A 19,280-nucleotide genomic window follows, 5' to 3' on the forward strand; every position below is an offset into this window, starting at 1 on the left:
GGTGCAACTCTTTACCCAGAAAGATCCTGGCATATCACACACCAGATGAAATCTTTGAAAGAGAATTAGATAAAATCTATCAAACAGCCTAAACGTTCAATTTATTATTGCAATTTGCGTATTTATTTCTTCTTACTTCTCAATCAAATTCTCAAATTCATTCAACCGCTTTTCAAAAGTCTTGAATGCATCCTCCAAGTAGTCTGGCTTGGTCATGTCCACGCCGGCGCGCTTCATGATCTCAGTTGGGTAATCACTTGAACCAGCTTTAAGGAAGCCAAGGTAGGCATCCCTCTCAGCAGGCGTTCCATGAACCACCTTGTTGGCTAATGCCGTTGCAGCCGCAAAGCCAGTCGCATATTGGTACACATAGAAATTGTAGTAGAAGTGTGGAATTCGTGACCATTCAAGGGCAATATCGCCGCCTGGTTCAACGCTATCGCCGTAATAATGCTGATTAATTTGACCGTAAACGTCGTCTAAAGTGTCAGCAGTCAGTGGTTCTCCCTTAGCATCAGCTTCGTGCAAGAATTGTTCAAACACGGCAAATTGAGTTTGACGGAATAAAGTGCCTTTAAATGAATCAAGGTAGTAATTTAAGATAAAGGCCCGCGTCTTAGGATCGGTAATGTGGTCTAAGAAATATTCGGTCAAAATATTTTCATTAGTAGTTGAAGCAATTTCAGCCACAAAGATTGGATAGTCGCCATAAACGTAAGGTTGAGTATTGCGAGTGTACCAGGAGTGAACGGAGTGACCAGTTTCGTGGACTAAAGTATAAAGTGAATCGATGTTATCTTCCCAGTTGAGCAACTCATAAGGATCGGTATCATAAGCACCACCAGAGTAGGCACCAGTTACTTTATTTTTAGATTCTATTGGGTCGATGACACGATTATTAAAAATATAGTCAACATGCTTCAAGTAGTCTTCACCAAGTGGAGCCAAAGCCTTTTTTGCTGTCTCTTTTGCTTCTTCGAAATTGTATGAAAGAGAAGGTCTTCCGGTTAGTGGCACATACATGTCCCACATTTGCAGATCCTTCAGGCCTAAGATCTTTTTACGTAGCGCAACATAACGGTGAAGTAAGTCTAGGTGTGAATCAACTTCCTGGATTAAAGTGTCATAAACTGCTACGGGTACGCCATTATCGGCTAAAGCAGCTTCACGAGCTGAATTATACTTGTGCACACGTGCGTTATAGTTGTGCTTTTTTACAACGCCGGACAAGGTTGAAGCTAGCGAATTTTGAAATTGACCGTATGTGGCATAGAGCGTATCAAAGGCACCTTTTCTGACGTCACGGTTTTGTGATTGAATTAATAATGAGTACAAACCATCGGACAATTGTTCCATATTGCCATCGTCATCTTGGACGTAGCCGTATTCCATGTCGGAATTGGTCAAAACGTTAAAAGTATTTTCGGAAACGCCCAAAGCATCCCCAGCGTCAGCGATTAATTTTTCTTGTTCAGCTGGCAGGGTGTGAGGGCGCTTATTAGTAATCATTTCCAAGTAGTGAGCGTAATTCTTTAATCTTGGTTCAGCTTGCTTAAATTCAGCTAGCTTGTCACTAGGGATGCTCAAGATTTCTGGGTTAATAAAACTAGTAGCGGCTTCAAATTGGTTAGCTAAGCTTTGCACTCGGCTGACGTAGCCTAGATAATGTGAATTAGCCGTATCAACATCACTGGACATGGTGGCATAAACATAAATATTTTCCACCTCGCGCTTAACGGCCAAAATCTTGGTTAAACCTTCGTACAAATCCTTGCCAGATTTTGCTAATGTGCCTTTTAATTCACCGAGTTGATCGACTTTTTCTTGGGCAGCTGCATAGGCCTGTTCCCATTCTTCATCATTTTTAAAAATTCGGGTCAAATCCCACTTAAGTTCTTCTGGGACTTCATTTCTGTTTGGTATCGCCATAATTTTCCTCCATAATTATTTCAATTTGTATACATCTTAGCTTGTTATGCTATTTTTCGCAAAAAATAAGTTATTATTAATTATCGGTATTTTTATTTTATCTAGAGACGAAAAGTGATACAAATAAACTAACTTCTATTAATTTCGAAGGGAAAAGATCAAAAGAATGGACCAAAATCCAAAACGAAGAGAAGATTATCGTGCTCGTCGTTCATCGCTTAATCTTCACCGTAATCGTGCATTTGCGGCAGATGCGTCAGCGTTAAGACCAGGGAATTTCTTGGCTCGACTAGTTGGAGTGGTAGCCTTGTTGGCTGTTTGCTTCGGCGTAGCCTGGACAGCGCATATGTATTTTACTGTTCACAGCGTGATTGATGGCAAAAACGGCGGCAATACTGCTACTTCAGCTAAAATTGCTAATCGACAGCCAATTTCAATTTTAGTATTGGGAGTTGACCAAGGAATTGAAGGCCGGCATGATCGGGGAAATTCGGATACCATGATTTTAGCAACGGCTAATTCGCAAAAGAACTCGGCAACGATGACCTCAATTCCACGTGACACTTTAGCAGATATTAAGGGCGATCCAGGCGACAAATACTTTATGTTTCGGGTGAACTCTGCTTATGAAATTGGCGGACACGAAGCAAGTATGAAGACGGTCTCGTCCATGCTTAATGTGCCAATCAACTATTATCTTGAAGTTAATATGAAGGCATTGAAGAGCTTAGTTAATGCAGTTGGCGGTGTTGACGTGAATGTGCCGTTTGACTTCTCGTATGACTGGTGTGATTTCCACAAAGGCAAGCAGCATTTAAATGGACGGCACGCGGTGGCTTATGTTCGAATGAGAAAAGAAGACCCACGTGGTGACTATGGTCGTCAGATGCGCCAGCGTCAAGTAATTGAGGCAATTGCCCACAAGGCCATGTCAGTTAATACCATCAGTAATTACCGCAAGCTAGTTGATGTTTTTAATAAGTATGTGAAAACTAATTTGACCTTCAACGATATGTTAAGCTTGGCGTTGAATTATCGTGGCTGTATGAAAAATATGAAGAGCAGCTATATTCAAGGTCATGATGCCTGGATTGATGGTTCTTCGATTCAAGTTGCTTCAACTAAGGAATTGCAAAAGACTTCTGATCGTGTGCGCAAGAACTTGAACTTGCCAACGCAAACGTTGAACAACGAAGAAACGCGGCAAAATGAATTAAATGATCAAAATAACCACATTAAGTGGGATGATCCGCAGGCTTTTACAAACTATCAGATTTATGATCAAAATCAGGATAAGCCAGCCAGCGGTTCTAATTCTGGTTATGGTGAAGGAACAGGGACAGGCAGCTCGTCTAGTTCAAGTTCATCATCCAGTTCAAGTAGCGGTTGGCATTTTCACTGGTAAATGAAAGAGTATCCGACAAGGATACTTTTTTTCTGCGGTAAAATAATCTTAAGAGGTGAGAAGGATGATTGGAACAATTGTAAATACGTTAGCCTTACTAGTAGGAACAACTATTGGCTGTTTTTTGAAAAAAGGAATCAATAAACGATTTGAAGATGTACTCTTTATTGCAATGGGTTTAGCAGCTCTAGGGATTGGCTGGGAAAATGTCACTAATAATATGCCCAAGAGTCATTATCCGGTTTTATTTATTGTCAGCTTAGCCCTTGGTGGTTTATGCGGCACGGCTTGGGATATTTCTGGTCATTTTGATCGCTTAGTAGAAAAGACGGGCAAATCAAACTTAGGCAAAGGTCTGGCCACCGAAATTTTGCTTTGTTGTATTGGTGCCTTGTCAATTGTGGGACCAGTAATTGCCGCAGTTAAGGGTGACTATACGATGTTGTTTACTAATGCAACGTTGGATTTTGTGACCTCGATGGTTTTTGGCGCAAGCTTTGGCTGGGGGATGCTCGTTGTTGCTCCAGTGCTATTTTGCTGGCAGGGTAGTATTTACTTGGTTGCTAAATTTCTGTCGGCTAGCTTTTTCACGGGTCCACTGGTAACCGAGATTTCTATTGTTGGTGGTTTTTTGATTGCCTGCTCTGGCCTGGCCTTATTAAAAATTCGTGATGTCAAAACGCTAAATTTTTTACCATCACTGCTAATTCCAATTATCTTTTTCATTATTAAAGATTTGACAGGTTGGTTTTAGCGGCGAATTAATCTGAAAATTTGCCCGTCATGACCATTAATCAACTTTGGCTCAATTCCCATTAATTTAAACCCGCAACGCTTGGCAACATTGCTACTTTTGTTATTGCTAACGGCAACCAGCAGATCAATATATTGCAAATTCAATTCACTAAAGGCATACCGGCATAACGCCGTTACACTCTTAGTAACAATGCCGCGACCTTGATATTTGCTAGCAAGCCAATAGCCGATTTCGGCTTTTTTATTGGGCACTAACTTATGCAAGTCGATCATGCCGCTAGGTTCGCCATTGACTAAAATAGTGAGCACGAGCATCGTCTGCTGGGACATTTTGGTTTGAATTTGCTTAATAAATTTTGCTTCATCGTTAGCTGAGTGCATTTGATCAGCCCAGGCTAGCCATTGACCTAATTGCTTTCGATCGCGGACAACAGCTTGATAAAGTGCCTCAGCTTGCGTAATTTGAGGCAAAACTAGTTCAATCTTTAAGTCCTGTTGTTGAAAACGAAGTGGGAAAAAATAGTATTTTTGCTTTTCTTGGCTCATTTTTCTTCTTTCTTCGTGCAATTTCATTTTTGCTAAGTATACTTAACTTATGTAAAAAATAATGAAAACGTCGTATCTTGCAAACTTTAACAATTTTTGCTAAGTTCGTAAAGTTACTAGGTCTCAATTAGGAAGGAAAAGATTATGCAAAAGAAAGAAAAAGAATCAATATTTCCAGTTATTTACGGCATAATTTCAGCTCTAATTTCTTTTATTGCCGTATTTTTTATTTGCTTGCACAGCTTTAGAATGAATTTGCAGCTATCAATTATTCTAGCTGGTATTTTTGCCATCTTTTTCTTCGGCTTGTCTTATTTCAGAGGACATGCTTCAGTCGAAATTAAGCGCATTGTTTATAAATATAAGCTGACCGACCAAGAATTGGCTAAAATCACCGGCATGAAGGCCAGTGATTTTCCAATTTATCACGACCATTTGCAATTAATTTTGCCTAAACGCTATTGGCCTCGTGTTCTTGATGCACTCCAAAATTATGAAAAAGAACATGAATCAGCTGAATAATAATTAAGGGATGAAAAATGAGTTTATTAACTGTTAAAGATTTAAGCCAGAGTTTTATTGATAAAACTTTATATGAAGATGCCAACTTTGTGCTTAACAAAGAAGACCATATGGGGGTTACTGGTCAAAATGGTGTTGGTAAGTCAACGTTAATCAAGATTTTAACGGGTGAAATTTTACCCGATGATGGTCAAGTAACTTGGCAAAATAAAATTGATGTTGGTTATTTGGACCAGTATGCTAAATTGGCACCTGGTGTGACTATCCGTGGCTTTTTGCGGACGGCGTTTGATCAATTATTTCAAAAAGAAAAAGAGTTGAATGATCTGTATGCCAAATATGCCGAAAACGGGGACGAAGCCCTGTTAGAAAAAGCCGGCAAGGTACAGACTTATTTAGAAGAAAATAATTTTTATGACATTGATACTGAGATTGAACAGGTTGCTTCAGGTTTGGGTCTAGCTGATCTAGGCTATGACCATGATGTTTCTAAATTATCTGGTGGTCAACGTTCTAAAATTATTTTGGCTAAACTGCTTTTGCAAAGTCCTGATGTCTTGGTCTTGGACGAACCGACTAACTATCTTGATGTTTCGCATATTGATTGGTTAGTTGACTATCTGAATAATTTTGATGGTGCTTTTATTGTTGTTAGTCATGATTATGACTTTTTGGGTCGAATTACTAATTGTATTATCGATATTGATTTTGGCACCATTACGCGTTATACCGGTACTTTGAAGCAAGCTTTGCGGCAAAAAGCAGCTAACCGAGAGACCTACTTGAAGGCATACGCTAACCAACAACGCAAGATTGCCAAGACTGAGGCCTATATTCGTAAGAATAAGGCTGGTACACGTGCTAAGAGTGCTAAGTCACGGGAAAAGCAGCTGGCGCGGATGGATGTTTTGACACCGCCAAAAAACAACCGCAAGGCACGCTTTGAATTCCCATATGTTGCGACTGCTTCTAATTTGTTGCTACAGACGCAAGATTTGGTCATCGGTTACGACCATGCTTTGGTCAAGTCAGCCTTCAATTTCTCTGTTGGTGGGGATGAAAAAGTGGCGATTACTGGTTTTAACGGAATTGGTAAGACTACCTTGCTTAAGACATTGTTAGGGCAATTAAAGCCAATTTATGGTTCATATGAGTTATCTGTTACTGCAAAGTTGGCTTACTTCAAGCAAGATCTAACCTGGCCTAATAGCAACATGACTCCACTCCAATATTTACAAGAAGAATTTGAACGCAAAAAGCCAAAGGAATTGCGACAAGCGCTGGCACGCATGGGCTTAACTGCACAACAAGCAATGAGTCCGCTAAAGGAACTTTCTGGTGGGGAACAGGAAAAAGTAAAATTAGCTAAGATGCAGTTTGAACCAGCTAATTTGCTTTTCCTTGATGAACCTACTAATCACTTGGATAACGATACCAAGGATGCTTTGAGAAAAGCGATTGTTAACTTCCCAGGCGGAGTCATTATTGTTAGTCACGAACGTGACTTTTTCCGCGGTGATTGGGTCGACAAGACCATCGATATTGAAACTATGAACTGAGGCTAAAACTATGTCTGAGAAGCGGGATGTCCAATTTTATCAAGAAGTAATGGATATTTGTTTAACTGCGGGCCGACTAATGATCGAAGGCGGGAGCGAAATGTATCGGGTAGAAGATACAATGCTCAGAATTGCTCGCAATGCCGGAATTGATGATCCGCGTGTTTTTGCGACGCCAACCTGTGTTTTCATGAGCTTAGATGGTGGCAAGCTAAGTCAGATGAAACAAATTCGTGATCGCAACATCAATTTGGAATTAGTAGACCGGGTTAATGACTTGTCGCGCCAATTTGCAGTTGAAAAAATCACTCTTTCTGAATTAAAAGAAAAGATTGCTTTAGTATCACAAGCACCTACTTTCCCAATGTGGCTCCAGGTATTGGGAGCTGCTGTATTGTCTGCTACCTTGATGGTTTTGTTTATGGATAATTACGACTGGGTTGATTTCCCAGGTGCTGCCTTAGTAGGGGCTGTTGGTTTTTGGTCGTATTATGAGTTTAAAAAATATACTAAGATTCGTTTTTTATCAGAGCTAATTGCAGCAATGGTCATGGGGATCTTGGCAGTATTACTCAATCATTTTAATCCACAAATGATTACTGATAATATTTTGATCGGCGCTCTGATGACTTTAGTCCCAGGCTTGGCAATTACTAATGCTTTGCGAGATCTATTCATGGGAGATTTATTATCAGGGATTATGCGAATGTGCGAGGCTGTGTTAACCGCTTTAGCTTTAGGCGGTGGAGTTGCACTTGTACTTAAATTCATAGGAGTATAAAAATGCCACTTTGGTTAGAAATTATTATTAATGTCATTTTTTCTTATGTAGCTTCGGTGGGTTTTGCATTAACTATTAATATACCTCATCGCGATCTTCACCTGTCAGGAGTCAGTGGCACAGTGGGCTGGATGGCATATTGGACTTGCTTTAATTTGGGATTTGGGCGAATGATTTCAAATTTAATTGGCGCCTTTTTGATAGGTATTTTGGGCTTGTGTTTTGCACGCATTAAAAAAAGTCCAGTGACGGTCTTTAATATTCCTGCCTTAGTACCGTTAGTCCCGGGCGTGCCTGCTTATCAAGCAGTACGTGCTTTAGTTGTAGGGGATTATAGTCAAGGAGAGAATTTGCTTCTACGAGTAGCAATTGTTACTGGTGCTATTGCTTTAGGTTTCATGTTATCGACTATGTGTACTGAAGTTTTTTATAAATTTAAATATCGTCATTTTAAAAGTGCTAGACTGTACATCAAACATAAAAAATAGTACAATTACTGACTGACGAGTCGATTAATGAACGCGAGATGCGTATATTTATGAGATAGAGGACATCCGCCTTAAGTGGCAAGCACGGGAAGTGCTGATGTTGGACGCACTGATGTGAACAGTTTAAACGTCCACATATGCTTTGAGCATGTGTCTTGAGTTAAAAGGACAAGCCTTCGTGGCTTGCCTTTTTTGTTATTTGATGTAAAGTGCCTGTCGTCCTTGCTGGTCATAACTCAATTCTAAGTTATGCCAATTAACCGGTTGGTTTTTAATACCGTAAGGATTATTAACATAGACGAGCTTCTTTTGCTTGTTGTATCCCGTGATCACGCAGGCATGTGATGACGGTGTAACGTTGACTTTACCAGTATTGGTTTCCCATGTTTGCATATTGTTAACATGATTAAAAGTGGTTGTGGTAATGATCAGCACGGGATGCCCATCGGAGATTAACTTGAGAATCGCTAAAAAATTGCTGCCAGAGGCATCTTCTATGTGGCTGGTATATTTACGTGCAGCATCAAATAAAGGCCCGTGATAAACGCACCAGCCAGCATTAGCGATAGACATATGGCCGACAAAGCCTTGATTGGGGCTGCCGCGATATTTACCGTTGTCGGTGAAAGAATCAACATGAGCAATATTATCGGCGAGATCATATTTGTTAACCTTAATGTCATAGCAATTCAGTAACATTGATAGGCTAGTAACCTCGCAGCCGTTGGGTAGATCGGGCAGTTGATTTTCTAGCGGGACATTGAGCCGCTGTTCTTCCTTCATTGTCATCCAATTAATTTCATTATCGATTTTATTTTTGTTAAAAAGGTAAATCAATCCTATAATGAGAATTAACGTAATGGGAATGAGTAAAAATAAATACTTAAGATCAAATTTTTGCTTTTTCATAGTGTCATTTTAACAAATAAAAAGCTAAAAATACTGAATTGAATCCTTAAAAAGGATGACAAAAAATTTTTTTGTAGTATTTTGTAATTATAACCAATGAAAAAGGAAAGTTTATTTTGGAAATTAATTTAAAAGATCTCAACGAAAAAATTGAAAATCAAGATTATATTCAAGATCTTGAAACAGTTAAATATGCCGACATTAGCAAGTCGAAGAGCAAAATCAAGCCGTATGCTGAAAAGATGGTCAAGGAAGTTATCGCTGCTTTTAAGCATAATTCATTGATCCAAACGCAACTAGCAGTGACGGGTCAGCGGCCGGCTACTTTTGCCTTGGAGACAAATATTATCAATTTGCCTTATAGCAATTACAAACGAGTTGCTAACTTCTTTGAAGAGGGTAAGGAATATCCTTTAAATGTTTACTTTGAAACGCGCTCTGAATACGTTAATGTTTCAGGCTTTAGAATTGATCAATTAGCCAGTGAAGCAGAGATCGAACAAGATCCAGCGAAGATTGTTGATCAACTGGTGGAGGCAATTATTGAAAAGCTAACCACAATACGTGAATATAAGAAGCCTGAAAAAAAGGAAGCAGAAAAGAAGACCGCTACTAAAAAGACAACGAAGAAAACTGCTAAGAAGTAAGAAAAGACGCAACCGAATTTTCGATTGCGTCTTTTGTAATTATTTAATTTCTTTAAACTTAGTCAGCGAGTGATCGTTAGTGTAGAAGAAGAAGTCTTCAAGCACTGCATTCTTGATGACCCCTTTTTCAATAATAGGGTTGATTGAATCAGAAGTGTCAGGATACTTGGCTGAAAAACCTAGGTTGAGGTAGGCCTTGTTGACACTGTAGTAGAAATAGTGCGTAACATCATCGATCCAGTCAGTGCCCTTGTACATTAACTCAATGTGCTTCTTCTCATTATCAATTAGCATATCGTACAAGTTATCGATCCATTCTTTTAGCTCTGCTTGCTCAGTTTTACCTAATTTTTGGTAGCCTAAGCGGAACTTGTAACCAGGATAAATTCCACCAAATGAAGTGCCACGTAAAGCTAACTTAACAATTTCAGCTGTTCGTACCATTTTGCCTTGTCCGAATAAATAAAGCGGAGCGTAGAAGGCAGAATGATAGAGAGCTGTCTCTAGGATAACGTTAGCTGCCTTCTTTTGTAGTGCATCCCCGCCTTGGTAGATTTTATTCAAAATCCGAATCTTCTTTTGCAGGTAAGGATTGTCATCAGCCCAGTTAATAACGTCTTTTGCTGTATTTGAGTCCGTCAACTCGTTGATAACGTAGCTGTAGCCTTTATTGGCAATAGATTCCAAATATTGCAAGGCATTCAGCACAGCTGCTTCCTCTGGTGTGATGGCATCTACCTTAATTTGCTCTAGCCCATTTTTCATTTGGAGTCCAGATGAAAAAGATAGTGCTCCGAATGCGTGAAGCAAGGCATCTTGCACCGGCTTGTCTAATTGTAAAAATTCTTTTTTATCTTCTCTAACTGGAACATTACGGGGTTCCCAGATAATATCATTCAGGCGGGACCAAGCAGATTTGTCAACCCGGTCCTCCATGTCATTCCAGTTAATTGCTTTGTAATATTTTTCAGTCATATTTAATCTCTAAAATCACTCAAAAAGCTGATATTCCCACGTAATTCCTTAGGCTTTTGGACTTGCTTAGTACTCTCACCAGCAGAAAGATCGTGTACGATTTTTCGTACATTTTTGACATCTTGGTTAGTACCACTAAATTCCAAAAGATACAAAATAGGCACTTTCAATGTTGCCGCGATCTTTTTGGCAGTTTGAGCAAAGAGGTCGTTAAAGTTTCGGTTGCCACAACCGATAATCCCTATAATATTTTTTTTGTTATCTTTATACGTTAAAAAATCAACGATTGAATCCATCATGAAGTCCTGATATGAGGGTACGATTAAGATATAAGATTTTCCCATATCATACTTAGGGTTGGCATCGTCGATTTGATGGGCCGAAAGTTGAGTTTTCTTAATAAAACGTTCCGTTTGCCCAGTAATTGAATAAAAAGCTATTGCTACCATAATGTTCCCTAATAAATCTAATGTACTAGTAAGATCTTCTCACTATTTAACTAAGTATTCAATTATTATCCTATTCAAATTTTGCTTTTTTTACCATATAATTGAAAAAAAGGAGGATTAAATGGTTAGCTGAAATATAGAATTTAATGGCAATATAGAAAAAGATACAGGTAATTTGTTCAGAAAGGCAAAACATAGAAGCAAATTAACTACTGCTAAAAATTTAATATTTTGTTCGCTTGTTTTTGTTACATCCTTTGCTAAACTTATGCTTGCATTGGAGGTGAAACAAATGATCAAAACTCAGGTAGTCGAATTAAGGCCAAATAAGATAATGCAAAGAGAACTTGAACGTCTTTGTAACTATCGCAGATATTGCTGGAATCTAGCTTTAGCAACCTGGCAAGACATGTATGAAGCTCGGACTTTAGACAAGGATAATAATCCTAGTCCTAATGAGCATCGAGTGCGGGATGAATTAGTCAATAACAAGGCTGATTGGCAATTTGCTTTGTCTGCTCGCTGTCTGCAATTAGCAGTCAAGGATCTGGCTAATGCTTGGAAGAACTTCTTTGACAAGACCCAGCCTGATTGGGGCAAGCCGCATTTCAAATCTAAGAAAGCTCCACGTCAAGGCTTTAAAACTGATCGCGCCAAGATAATTAATGGCAAGCTTAGATTAGATAAGCCTAGAGGGATTAAATCTTGGTTTGATATTCTAGCATACGAGGCATTAAAGATGGAAGAGGTTAAAATTGCCAGCATCTTTAGAGAAAGAGGACATTATTACGCTGCCCTTTCCTATGAAGAAGAGGCTGGACTAAAGGCTAAAACTGGCAAAAAGACCGCCATCGATGTCAACGTTGGGCATTTCAACTACACTGAAGGCAAGATTAATGTTTTGCCAGCAAAACTACAGAAACTGTACAAGCGAATCAAGCATTATCAAAGAGTATTGTCTAAAAAGAGAAGAGTTAACGGTAAATCGGCAAGCCAAAGCAATAATTACGTGCAAGTGAGAACCAAGCTTCAGCGTGATTATCGCAAAGCAGCCAATATTCAGAATGATCTTTTGCAAAAATTTACCACTGAGCTTGTAAACAATTATGACCAAATCGTCATTGAAGACTTGAATGTCAAACAAATGATGATGACCCATGTAGCTTCCAAAGGCATGCAAAGGTCACTATTTGGCAAGTTTAGACAAGTCTTGACTTACAAGTGCGAATGGTATGGCAAAGAATTAATTCTAGCTGATAAAACATATCCATCAACACAAAGATGTGCCAATTGTGGCTATGTCAAAACTGGTGCAGACAAAATTACTCTGCAGGGCAATAAAAAACATGGCACCAAGCATAATGAATACATTTGTTATGAATGTGGCTATAGCAATGATCGTGATGACAATGCAGTATTAAATTTACTAGCGTTAACAAAATAAAAACAATGGGCTGGCTAAGCCCTTAAGCTGCAAGAGTTAGTCAATGCGATTACTCCCCAGATGGAATATCGGAATACTGATGAAGACAGCAGTAAATAAGACAAAGAAAGGAAAATATATTTCTTTCTGACATGTAGAAATATGAAAACTTCTGCATGTTTCTATGTTTTATATAGCAGGACGACTTTATGTTCAGCTGGAATATCATTGGGATCCTGATTTGGGTTGCCATCATTCTTTATTTAGTTTTCATCGTCCAGAACATCCGTCAAAGACGGATTAAGATGATTATCAAACAGCATAAACGCTTTAGTTGGCCGAATATGGCTCTTAATATTGTGGAGATTGTAGTACTTTTATTAGCTGCAGGTTGGATGTTTAATCAGACTTTTATGGACAATCCAGACCTGGAAGATGCAAACCGCATTACTTCAAGCGTGAAGTATGAGCCACTGATAATGCGTACAGGTGCGGGAAATTCAAGCTATGTAACAATTAATTCTGCTAAGAAGAGATATGGCTCACAAACTTATACTTTTTATCGCGATGGCAGCAAGGTCACGATTGGTAGTGACTATGCCTCGATTGCTTATGGTAACACTGCGCTTGATGTGAATGCCGAGAAGATTCCTTATGTAAAAAAGGAATTGGCTAAAATGGATAAAAAGTATCAACGGGCTTACGTGGCAATTTATACGGCTAAGTACAAGCGGAATTGGCAAAATGGAATCGGGATGCATGCAGGTCATTTAGCAACTCGGTACTACTTAATTCGGGTGCCAGATTCAAGCTTTATTAAGCAAGAAAAATAATGTTTAAAAACTAAGAAAAAGTTAGGCAAGCAACTACCTAGCTTTTCTTTTATGATTAATTTTCTTTTCTGGTTACGCTAGCTAACAAGCTGCCTTCAACGAAAGCCAGGATGAAGCTAGCTGTTAAGAAGTCCATTACGTTACCTGACGAGAATGCTGCGAAAATCATAAAGGCGATTGAAAGCAACATTGAGCTGATCAAATAAGTCCGCTTTTCTTTGTTCATTAGCCACTTGATTAAAGCGTAGAGCAGGATAATGACATAAGGTCCGATGAACAATAGCATGCCGATCCAACCAAGTGAATAAATTTGACTAGTGAAATCACGTTCAAGGTTGAAAATGTTGGTTTCTCGTGTGTAAGAAATGCCCAGGAACTTGTCGAGCCGATTGTTGTTAGTCTTCACAACTTGATCGAGCATTGCTTTTTCTACATGTCGGTTTTGCATTCTAGCGGTGCCTGGCTCGTTCATGATTTTGAGCCAAAATTCAGGATCGTATTTATAAGGGTAGCTTTTAAAAACAAACTTCTTATTTAAGGCGTAATCTTGATAATGATTGCCGATGAAATTCGTTAAAAATTCCTTGCGCTGTTTACCTTGAGGATATTTTTTTAAGCCAGCATTTAATTCTCGCTTGGCCTGTGTCAAAGAATCATCGGATTGCTGAGCCAAATATTTTTCATAATTATAGCGCTGGATTGCTGGACCAAAGGGGATGATGGCAAAGGTGCCAGCTTCGATTAAAAGCGCCACGATAATGGCTTTGCCGTTTTTGTTAACATCCTTAACAATAAATAAGTGGAAAACATACAGCAAAATACTGATAATCACGCCACCGATTAAACCGATGAGGGCTACTTTGGTTCCTAACTCGATCATCGCTAAAGCTTGAACTACGTTCAAAGTGACGATTTTCCAGTTAAAACGACTGAACATGAAGTAAAACATCAGAGGCACCAGCATAAAGAGTACGGCTGATACCATGTTGGCAAAATTGAAGAAGCCTTTGGAGGCCATATGAGAGTAACCGATATTGGGGTTAACAAACCATTCAAAAATATTAGCGCTAATCGGGCCTGTCTCGTAGCTTCTAAGCGAAATGACAAAAAGATTGGTAATGACAATTGTAAATGAAAAAAGTCCGCTGATGCCTTCGATAACGTGTCTGAATTGCTCCTGACTGAAATTCAATTCTTTTGTAAAAAAGATTACCATCAGAGGTAAAAGCATTCTAATGAGATAAAAAATTTCGCTTACGGTTGAATAATTGTAGTCATTAGGATTAATGCTGTTAAAGTTTTTGACGTGGATTAAGTGAATAATCGAATACAAAATTAGTAGGGCTAAATATAGAATTAACCACTTGTCTTGCCCTAATTTTTGCCAATTTTGCTTTTGACTGAAAAACATACAGAAAATCACAAAAACAGCTAAAATTCGGATAATCGTAGGTAGAGTAAATGGTAAAACTTCCGCTAATTTACCGTTGTAGAACCAATAAAGGTCTAAAAAGGGCTGGATTAAAATAAACCAAAATAAAACAGTTCGCGTTTTTTCTTTCATAAAATATTTCCTCTCGTATCGATGTCCTAATTTTAGGCAAAAAAATAGCTCGCGTAAACATTGCGCGGGCTATTTTTGTCAAATTTTACTTCTTGTCTGCTTCTTTTTTATCGTCGTTCTTCTTGGCAATTTTTTCAATCTTAACTTCATTAGTTGAAGCAGTCTTACTGTTCTTGGCAGCGCGAGCAGTCTTTAAATGCTTGAAGTTAACTACGATCTTATTGTTCAAGTCGCTGATAGCAGTGGCGTCAACGGGATCGTATGAAGTAATTGCAAGCAATGCGGAATTTTCGTAGATCTTTTCAACTTTGCCTTGGAATGGCTTCTTAAGTTCTTCTTCTGACTTGGCACCAACGATTGCACCAACTTTTACATCTGCTTTTTTCATCTATAATTCTCCCTTCCGAGAAAAAGTTTTAGTCTTTTATAACACAAGAATGCTATTATAAAAAAGCAACATTTTCAAGTGGGGAGAATCAGGTTTTGAAAAAAATAATTCTTATTGCAGGACCCAGTGGCGCTGGTAAGACGACCGTTTCAGAATATTTAACTGAAAAATATGGTATTCCACGCGTATTAACGCATACCACGCGGCCGATGCGATCAGGCGAAAAACAAGATGTGTCATATCATTTTGAAACAGACGAAACTTTTGCACAGCTGCACTTTTTTGAACATATTAAGTATGGATCTTATCAGTATGGCTCAAGTCGTGAAGCATTGAATTTAGCTTGGAAAAAAAGTGACTTAGTTTCTCTAATTGTCGATATCAAAGGCGTTTATACCTATATTCAGCAATTGGGTGACAAAGTCTATTTCCTTTATATAACAACATCTACCAAAAAAGAGCTAGAAGAGCGTTTGCTCAAGCGCGGTGATGATCCAAGTAAGATTAAAGAAAGACTTAGTGGTAGTGAATTAAATGCATTGCCAGCTGATCTGAAAAATTACGCTCATATATTAATTAATGACAATTTAACAAAGACCAGAAGTGCTCTCGATGCACTGATAGCAAAGCTTCGCTAGCTTTTTGGGTCTTCTCTTTTTTACATAAAATGTGTTTTTTAATAAGGTTTCTTAACGCGATGGTAGCTCTTTTGAAACATTCGTGTAACATTCAATCGGTATTATATAAAACGTCAATTGATTTAAGAAATCAAAAAAACAATTTAGTAATTTTTAGAGGAGACAATTAATTTTGAATTTTAGACGTACTTTAGTAAAATACACCGCAGCTTTATCAGTATTCTTTGCCGGTATCTCAGCTATCAATGTTCCATCAACTGTTCACGCTGATGACGTTGAAAACACTACTGTAACTACTAACAACTCAATTTCAGATCTTGAAACTACTAAACCTGACTCAAGTTCAGTTAAGCAAGAATCAGCTGCTACTAAGAAGCGTAATGCAGTTGTTAAGCTTGTTAAGAAGCAAATCGGCAAGCCTTACATTTACGGTGCTGCTGGTCCTAGCGGTTTTGACTGCTCAGGCTTAACTACTTACGTTTTCAAGAATGCTATTAACAAAATTTTGCCAAGAACTACTTACGGTCAAATTACTCTTGGTAAGACCATTTCAGTTTCAACTAAGAAGCTTAAGAAGGGTGACTTATTATTCTGGGGTAACTACCATGTAGGTATCTACGTAGGTAACGGCAAGTTTGTTCACGCTCCAGCTCCTGGTCAAAATGTTAAGCAACAAACCTTAGCTTCATTTTACCCATCATCAGCTAAGCGTGTAATCGACTAATTGCGTTAGTCTTCCTAAAAATAAAATATCTAATTAAGATAGTTAGGGAAATCTCCCTAGCTATTTTTCTTTTTGACGGAAACGTAATATTTATTAAATCAGTATTACTTTTGTAACACTACTGTAACATTAGGACATTATTATAGATTTTGTTAAATACGTTAAAGAAATTTAAAGATTTTTCGATGAATTAATATTTTCGTTACCAGCTTAAGTAATAAATTCTAAGAATGCTTATATATAGTGAAAACATATAGGAGAATTTGATGAATATTAAGAGCAATTTCGTAAAAGTTACCGCAGCTGCTGCATTAACTCTGACCGGTGTAGCTGCAGTAAATGTCATCAAGCCAGATTCAACTAATGCTACTGTTCAAGCTGCTACTACCAAAGTAAAGATTAACTACATTGCAGGTTATGGAATTAACATCTGGGACAACTACAATGGTGGCCACTTTACTGGTCAACGTGCTCAACATGGTACTACTTGGAATGTTTTTGACACCAAGACTGATAAGAAGGGCCGTACATGGTACCAAATTGGTGATAACCAATGGATTTTAGCTCAATATACTGTTGATGCTAGTTCAGATAAGGCTCAAGCAGTTAAGAAAGCTAAAAAGGCTAAGAAGTCAGTTCAAGCAACTGGTGATGCTTCAGCAGTTATTACTTTGGCTTCAGCACAATTAGGCAAGTCCTATGTTTGGGGTGGTACAGGAACTAACGGTTTTGACTGTTCAGGTTTGGTACAATATGTTTACTCTAACGCTGCTGGCGTGAAGTTGGGTAGAACTACTTATGATCAAGTTAAGCAAGGATCAACCGTTTCTATGGATAATCTTCAACCGGGTGATTTGCTTTTCTGGGGTAGTGCAAGTGCTCCATATCACGTAGGTATCTATGTTGGTAACAACCAATACATCCACGCTGCTACACCAGGTCAAGGCGTAATCAAGCAAACTTTGAGTTCATACTTCTACCCAAGTGTTGCTAAGCGTGTTTTAAATTAAGATAGTAAGTAATGAAGACGGATTCCAGTGATCCGTCTTTTTTGTAATATTGTAATGTTCTAATTTGCTTCTTGAGGTAGGACATGCAATAATGAAGGCGTTACATAGTAAGAGTGGGTAATTTTAGGTGAAAAGTTTTCACCTGTTTCGCTACCAAGGGGATTCAATTATGAAACATAATTTTTTTAAAGTGGGAGCGGCTGCAGCCCTGACCGTTACGGGTGTTTCCGCAATCACATCAATGAAAACTGTTCGTGCAGCTAATTTTACTGCGATTAAGCAAGTTAAGATTAGCTATTTACCAGGTAAGAGCCTGAATATTTGGACCAACTATGAGAATGGTCAATTCATGGGCTACCGTGCTAAGGACGGCACGGTCTGGAATGTAGCTGAGACTGCACTCGATAAGAAGGGCAACTTGTGGTACAAGGTTGGAACGCGTGAATGGATTGAAGCGCGTTATACCGTAGATGTTACTGCTGGAGAAAAAGCAGAAGTATCGCAAGCACCAACTGTTAAGAAAACGGAAGCTAAGCAGACAAAGACTACTGTTAATAAGAAGACAGCGGCAGTAGCTACTAAAACGGCTACTCAGAAGAAGGCTGAAAAGATAGCTAAGGTGAAGAAGGCTAAGCAAATTGTTAATACGGCAATCAAGAAGACCAGCCAAAATACTAACCAAACTTCTTCAACGCAAGCTACTAGTAAGGCCGCTTCAATCGTTGCTTTAGCTAAGCAACAAGTAGGCAAGAATTACGTTTGGGGTGCAGAAGGTCCGGATTCATTTGACTGTTCTGGCTTAGTACAATATGTTTACCAAAAAGCTGCTGGTGTTAACTTGCCAAGAACAACTTATGATCAAGTTAAGGTTGGTCAAACTGTTTCATTGAACAACTTGCAGCCAGGTGACTTAGTCTTCTGGGGTTCAACGACAGCTCCATACCACGTTGCAATTTATGTAGGAAACAATCAATATGTAAACGCAGCAACACCGGAGCAAGGTACTATTTTGCAAACGGTATCGAGTTACTTTACACCATCGATTGCTAAGAGAGTGCTATAGAGAAGTAATTTGGAATACTTTTAGGCAGGCGATTAATGCGCTTGCTTTTTTGTATTGATAAAAGTTTTCTCTAGACTGAAAAATTCTACTTTTTTTGTCATAATTTTCTCTGTACTGAAAGTTTTTAGATTTTTTGCCATAGTTTTCAGTGTGGAGAAAATTATGGCAAAAATTAAAGAAGGGATTAAAATGACACCCATCAAGACCGTTTAAGCAGAGCCATGTCCAGAAATTCAACGCAGTATACTCACCTTTGCAGCGAGTATATTAAGCAAGCGGTAAATGCGTTCTTAGGACAAATGATGTCAGTTGAATAGATTTGACATCATGACCTAATATTTTCTGACATTATTGATTTTCTAACTGAATAGCTTAATAAGTAGCGGTATAATTAAAGCCGATATTAATTAGAAGGGATGGATTGAATGGCGAAGAGACACCAATATCTTTGGTGTTTGGTTGAATTGCCTAACGGTAAATGTGAATGGTACTGCATTTCTAAGGTATTGCGCAAGGCCTTACTTTGGGAGTTTCAACAAGTTTAAAAATATATGTGTAATTGTGTTTCTTAAGTGTTATAAAGTGTGCTATAATCTCGCTACAAGGTGGTGAGATTTTTTTATGTCTAGAATTATGTATTTAAAAGAAGCTGCTGCCTATCTTGGCAAAGC

General features: G+C 38.5%; 20 protein-coding genes. 13 read left to right on the forward strand and 7 right to left on the reverse strand.

What is annotated here, in order from left to right; genetic code table 11:
• Positions 1-132 precede the first annotated feature (132 nt).
• Positions 133-1,929: an oligoendopeptidase F gene (gene pepF, locus CP352_RS09840; RefSeq protein WP_089149893.1), complete on the reverse strand. Its 1,797-nt coding sequence runs from the start codon at positions 1,927-1,929 to the stop codon at positions 133-135.
• 166 nt (positions 1,930-2,095) lie between these two features.
• On the opposite strand from pepF, the gene CP352_RS09845 reads away from it, so the two are divergent.
• Both CP352_RS09845 and CP352_RS09850 read left to right on the forward strand, forming a co-directional pair.
• The gene (locus tag CP352_RS09845; RefSeq protein WP_089149892.1) at positions 2,096-3,334 is read left to right on the forward strand and encodes an LCP family protein; all 1,239 of its coding nucleotides are present in this window, start codon (positions 2,096-2,098) and stop codon (positions 3,332-3,334) included.
• Between the two features lie 64 nt (positions 3,335-3,398).
• Entirely contained in the window at positions 3,399-4,088 is a 690-nt protein-coding gene (locus tag CP352_RS09850) for a DUF554 domain-containing protein (protein WP_089143645.1), read from the forward strand.
• Here the strand turns inward: CP352_RS09850 and CP352_RS09855 are convergent.
• On the reverse strand, positions 4,085-4,636 hold the full coding sequence (locus CP352_RS09855; protein WP_179210823.1) for a GNAT family N-acetyltransferase: 552 nt from the start codon (positions 4,634-4,636) through the stop codon (positions 4,085-4,087). The two genes, CP352_RS09850 and CP352_RS09855, sit on opposite strands and share 4 nt — an antisense overlap.
• A gap of 144 nt (positions 4,637-4,780) precedes the next feature.
• Here CP352_RS09855 and CP352_RS09860 point away from each other — a divergent pair, with 144 nt between their 5' ends.
• The 4 genes from CP352_RS09860 to CP352_RS09875 are packed head-to-tail and all read left to right on the forward strand — an operon-like array spanning position 4,781 to position 7,986.
• Entirely contained in the window at positions 4,781-5,158 is a 378-nt protein-coding gene (locus CP352_RS09860) for a hypothetical protein (RefSeq protein ID WP_089143647.1), read from the forward strand.
• A 17-nt stretch (positions 5,159-5,175) separates the two neighbouring features.
• Positions 5,176-6,717 carry an ABC-F family ATP-binding cassette domain-containing protein gene (locus CP352_RS09865; RefSeq protein WP_068813677.1) on the forward strand — a complete coding sequence of 514 codons (1,542 nt, stop codon included), beginning with the start codon at positions 5,176-5,178 and terminating at the stop codon, positions 6,715-6,717.
• A 10-nt stretch (positions 6,718-6,727) separates the two neighbouring features.
• Positions 6,728-7,498 carry a threonine/serine exporter family protein gene (locus CP352_RS09870; protein ID WP_013086907.1) on the forward strand — a complete coding sequence of 257 codons (771 nt, stop codon included), beginning with the start codon at positions 6,728-6,730 and terminating at the stop codon, positions 7,496-7,498.
• Positions 7,499-7,500: 2 nt separating this feature from the next.
• Positions 7,501-7,986: a threonine/serine exporter family protein gene (locus CP352_RS09875; RefSeq protein WP_061205119.1), complete on the forward strand. Its 486-nt coding sequence runs from the start codon at positions 7,501-7,503 to the stop codon at positions 7,984-7,986.
• Positions 7,987-8,181: 195 nt separating this feature from the next.
• On the opposite strand, the gene CP352_RS09880 is transcribed toward CP352_RS09875, so the two are convergent.
• Positions 8,182-8,895 carry a C39 family peptidase gene (locus CP352_RS09880; protein WP_089143648.1) on the reverse strand — a complete coding sequence of 238 codons (714 nt, stop codon included), beginning with the start codon at positions 8,893-8,895 and terminating at the stop codon, positions 8,182-8,184.
• Between the two features lie 116 nt (positions 8,896-9,011).
• On the opposite strand from CP352_RS09880, the gene CP352_RS09885 reads away from it, so the two are divergent.
• Positions 9,012-9,542 carry a hypothetical protein gene (locus CP352_RS09885; RefSeq protein WP_035443227.1) on the forward strand — a complete coding sequence of 177 codons (531 nt, stop codon included), beginning with the start codon at positions 9,012-9,014 and terminating at the stop codon, positions 9,540-9,542.
• A 39-nt stretch (positions 9,543-9,581) separates the two neighbouring features.
• Here CP352_RS09885 and CP352_RS09890 read toward each other — a convergent pair whose 3' ends face one another.
• Both CP352_RS09890 and nrdI read right to left on the reverse strand, forming a co-directional pair.
• A complete protein-coding gene (locus CP352_RS09890) occupies positions 9,582-10,517 on the reverse strand; it encodes a ribonucleotide-diphosphate reductase subunit beta (RefSeq protein WP_089143649.1) in 936 nt (311 codons plus the stop codon).
• Between the two features lie 2 nt (positions 10,518-10,519).
• Positions 10,520-10,966 carry a class Ib ribonucleoside-diphosphate reductase assembly flavoprotein NrdI gene (gene nrdI / locus CP352_RS09895; protein ID WP_089143650.1) on the reverse strand — a complete coding sequence of 149 codons (447 nt, stop codon included), beginning with the start codon at positions 10,964-10,966 and terminating at the stop codon, positions 10,520-10,522.
• Between the two features lie 292 nt (positions 10,967-11,258).
• On the opposite strand from nrdI, the gene CP352_RS09900 reads away from it, so the two are divergent.
• The gene (locus CP352_RS09900) at positions 11,259-12,410 is read left to right on the forward strand and encodes an RNA-guided endonuclease TnpB family protein (RefSeq protein WP_089150551.1); all 1,152 of its coding nucleotides are present in this window, start codon (positions 11,259-11,261) and stop codon (positions 12,408-12,410) included.
• Positions 12,411-12,598: 188 nt separating this feature from the next.
• Positions 12,599-13,222: an LVIS_2131 family protein gene (locus CP352_RS09905; protein WP_005722447.1), complete on the forward strand. Its 624-nt coding sequence runs from the start codon at positions 12,599-12,601 to the stop codon at positions 13,220-13,222.
• 55 nt (positions 13,223-13,277) lie between these two features.
• On the opposite strand, the gene CP352_RS09910 is transcribed toward CP352_RS09905, so the two are convergent.
• A complete protein-coding gene (locus tag CP352_RS09910; RefSeq protein WP_089150552.1) occupies positions 13,278-14,786 on the reverse strand; it encodes an O-antigen ligase family protein in 1,509 nt (502 codons plus the stop codon).
• Positions 14,787-14,871: 85 nt separating this feature from the next.
• Positions 14,872-15,174, reverse strand: a complete 303-nt coding sequence (locus CP352_RS09915) for a DUF2187 domain-containing protein (protein ID WP_013086899.1) — start codon at positions 15,172-15,174, stop codon at positions 14,872-14,874.
• A 95-nt stretch (positions 15,175-15,269) separates the two neighbouring features.
• On the opposite strand from CP352_RS09915, the gene CP352_RS09920 reads away from it, so the two are divergent.
• From CP352_RS09920 to CP352_RS09935, 4 genes are all read left to right on the forward strand, one after another.
• Positions 15,270-15,812 (forward strand): guanylate kinase, encoded by a 543-nt coding sequence (locus CP352_RS09920; RefSeq protein ID WP_065990683.1) that lies wholly within the window; start codon positions 15,270-15,272, stop codon positions 15,810-15,812.
• A gap of 172 nt (positions 15,813-15,984) precedes the next feature.
• Positions 15,985-16,536, forward strand: coding sequence for a C40 family peptidase (locus CP352_RS09925; protein ID WP_089150553.1), 552 nt, complete (start codon positions 15,985-15,987; stop codon positions 16,534-16,536).
• A 266-nt stretch (positions 16,537-16,802) separates the two neighbouring features.
• Positions 16,803-17,546, forward strand: coding sequence for a C40 family peptidase (locus CP352_RS09930; RefSeq protein WP_005726403.1), 744 nt, complete (start codon positions 16,803-16,805; stop codon positions 17,544-17,546).
• 169 nt (positions 17,547-17,715) lie between these two features.
• Entirely contained in the window at positions 17,716-18,609 is an 894-nt protein-coding gene (locus CP352_RS09935) for a C40 family peptidase (RefSeq protein ID WP_165518622.1), read from the forward strand.
• Positions 18,610-19,280 lie beyond the last annotated feature (671 nt).

The sequence above is a fragment of the Lactobacillus sp. UMNPBX1 genome (assembly GCF_002554085.1).
Lineage (GTDB): Bacteria > Bacillota > Bacilli > Lactobacillales > Lactobacillaceae > Lactobacillus > Lactobacillus crispatus.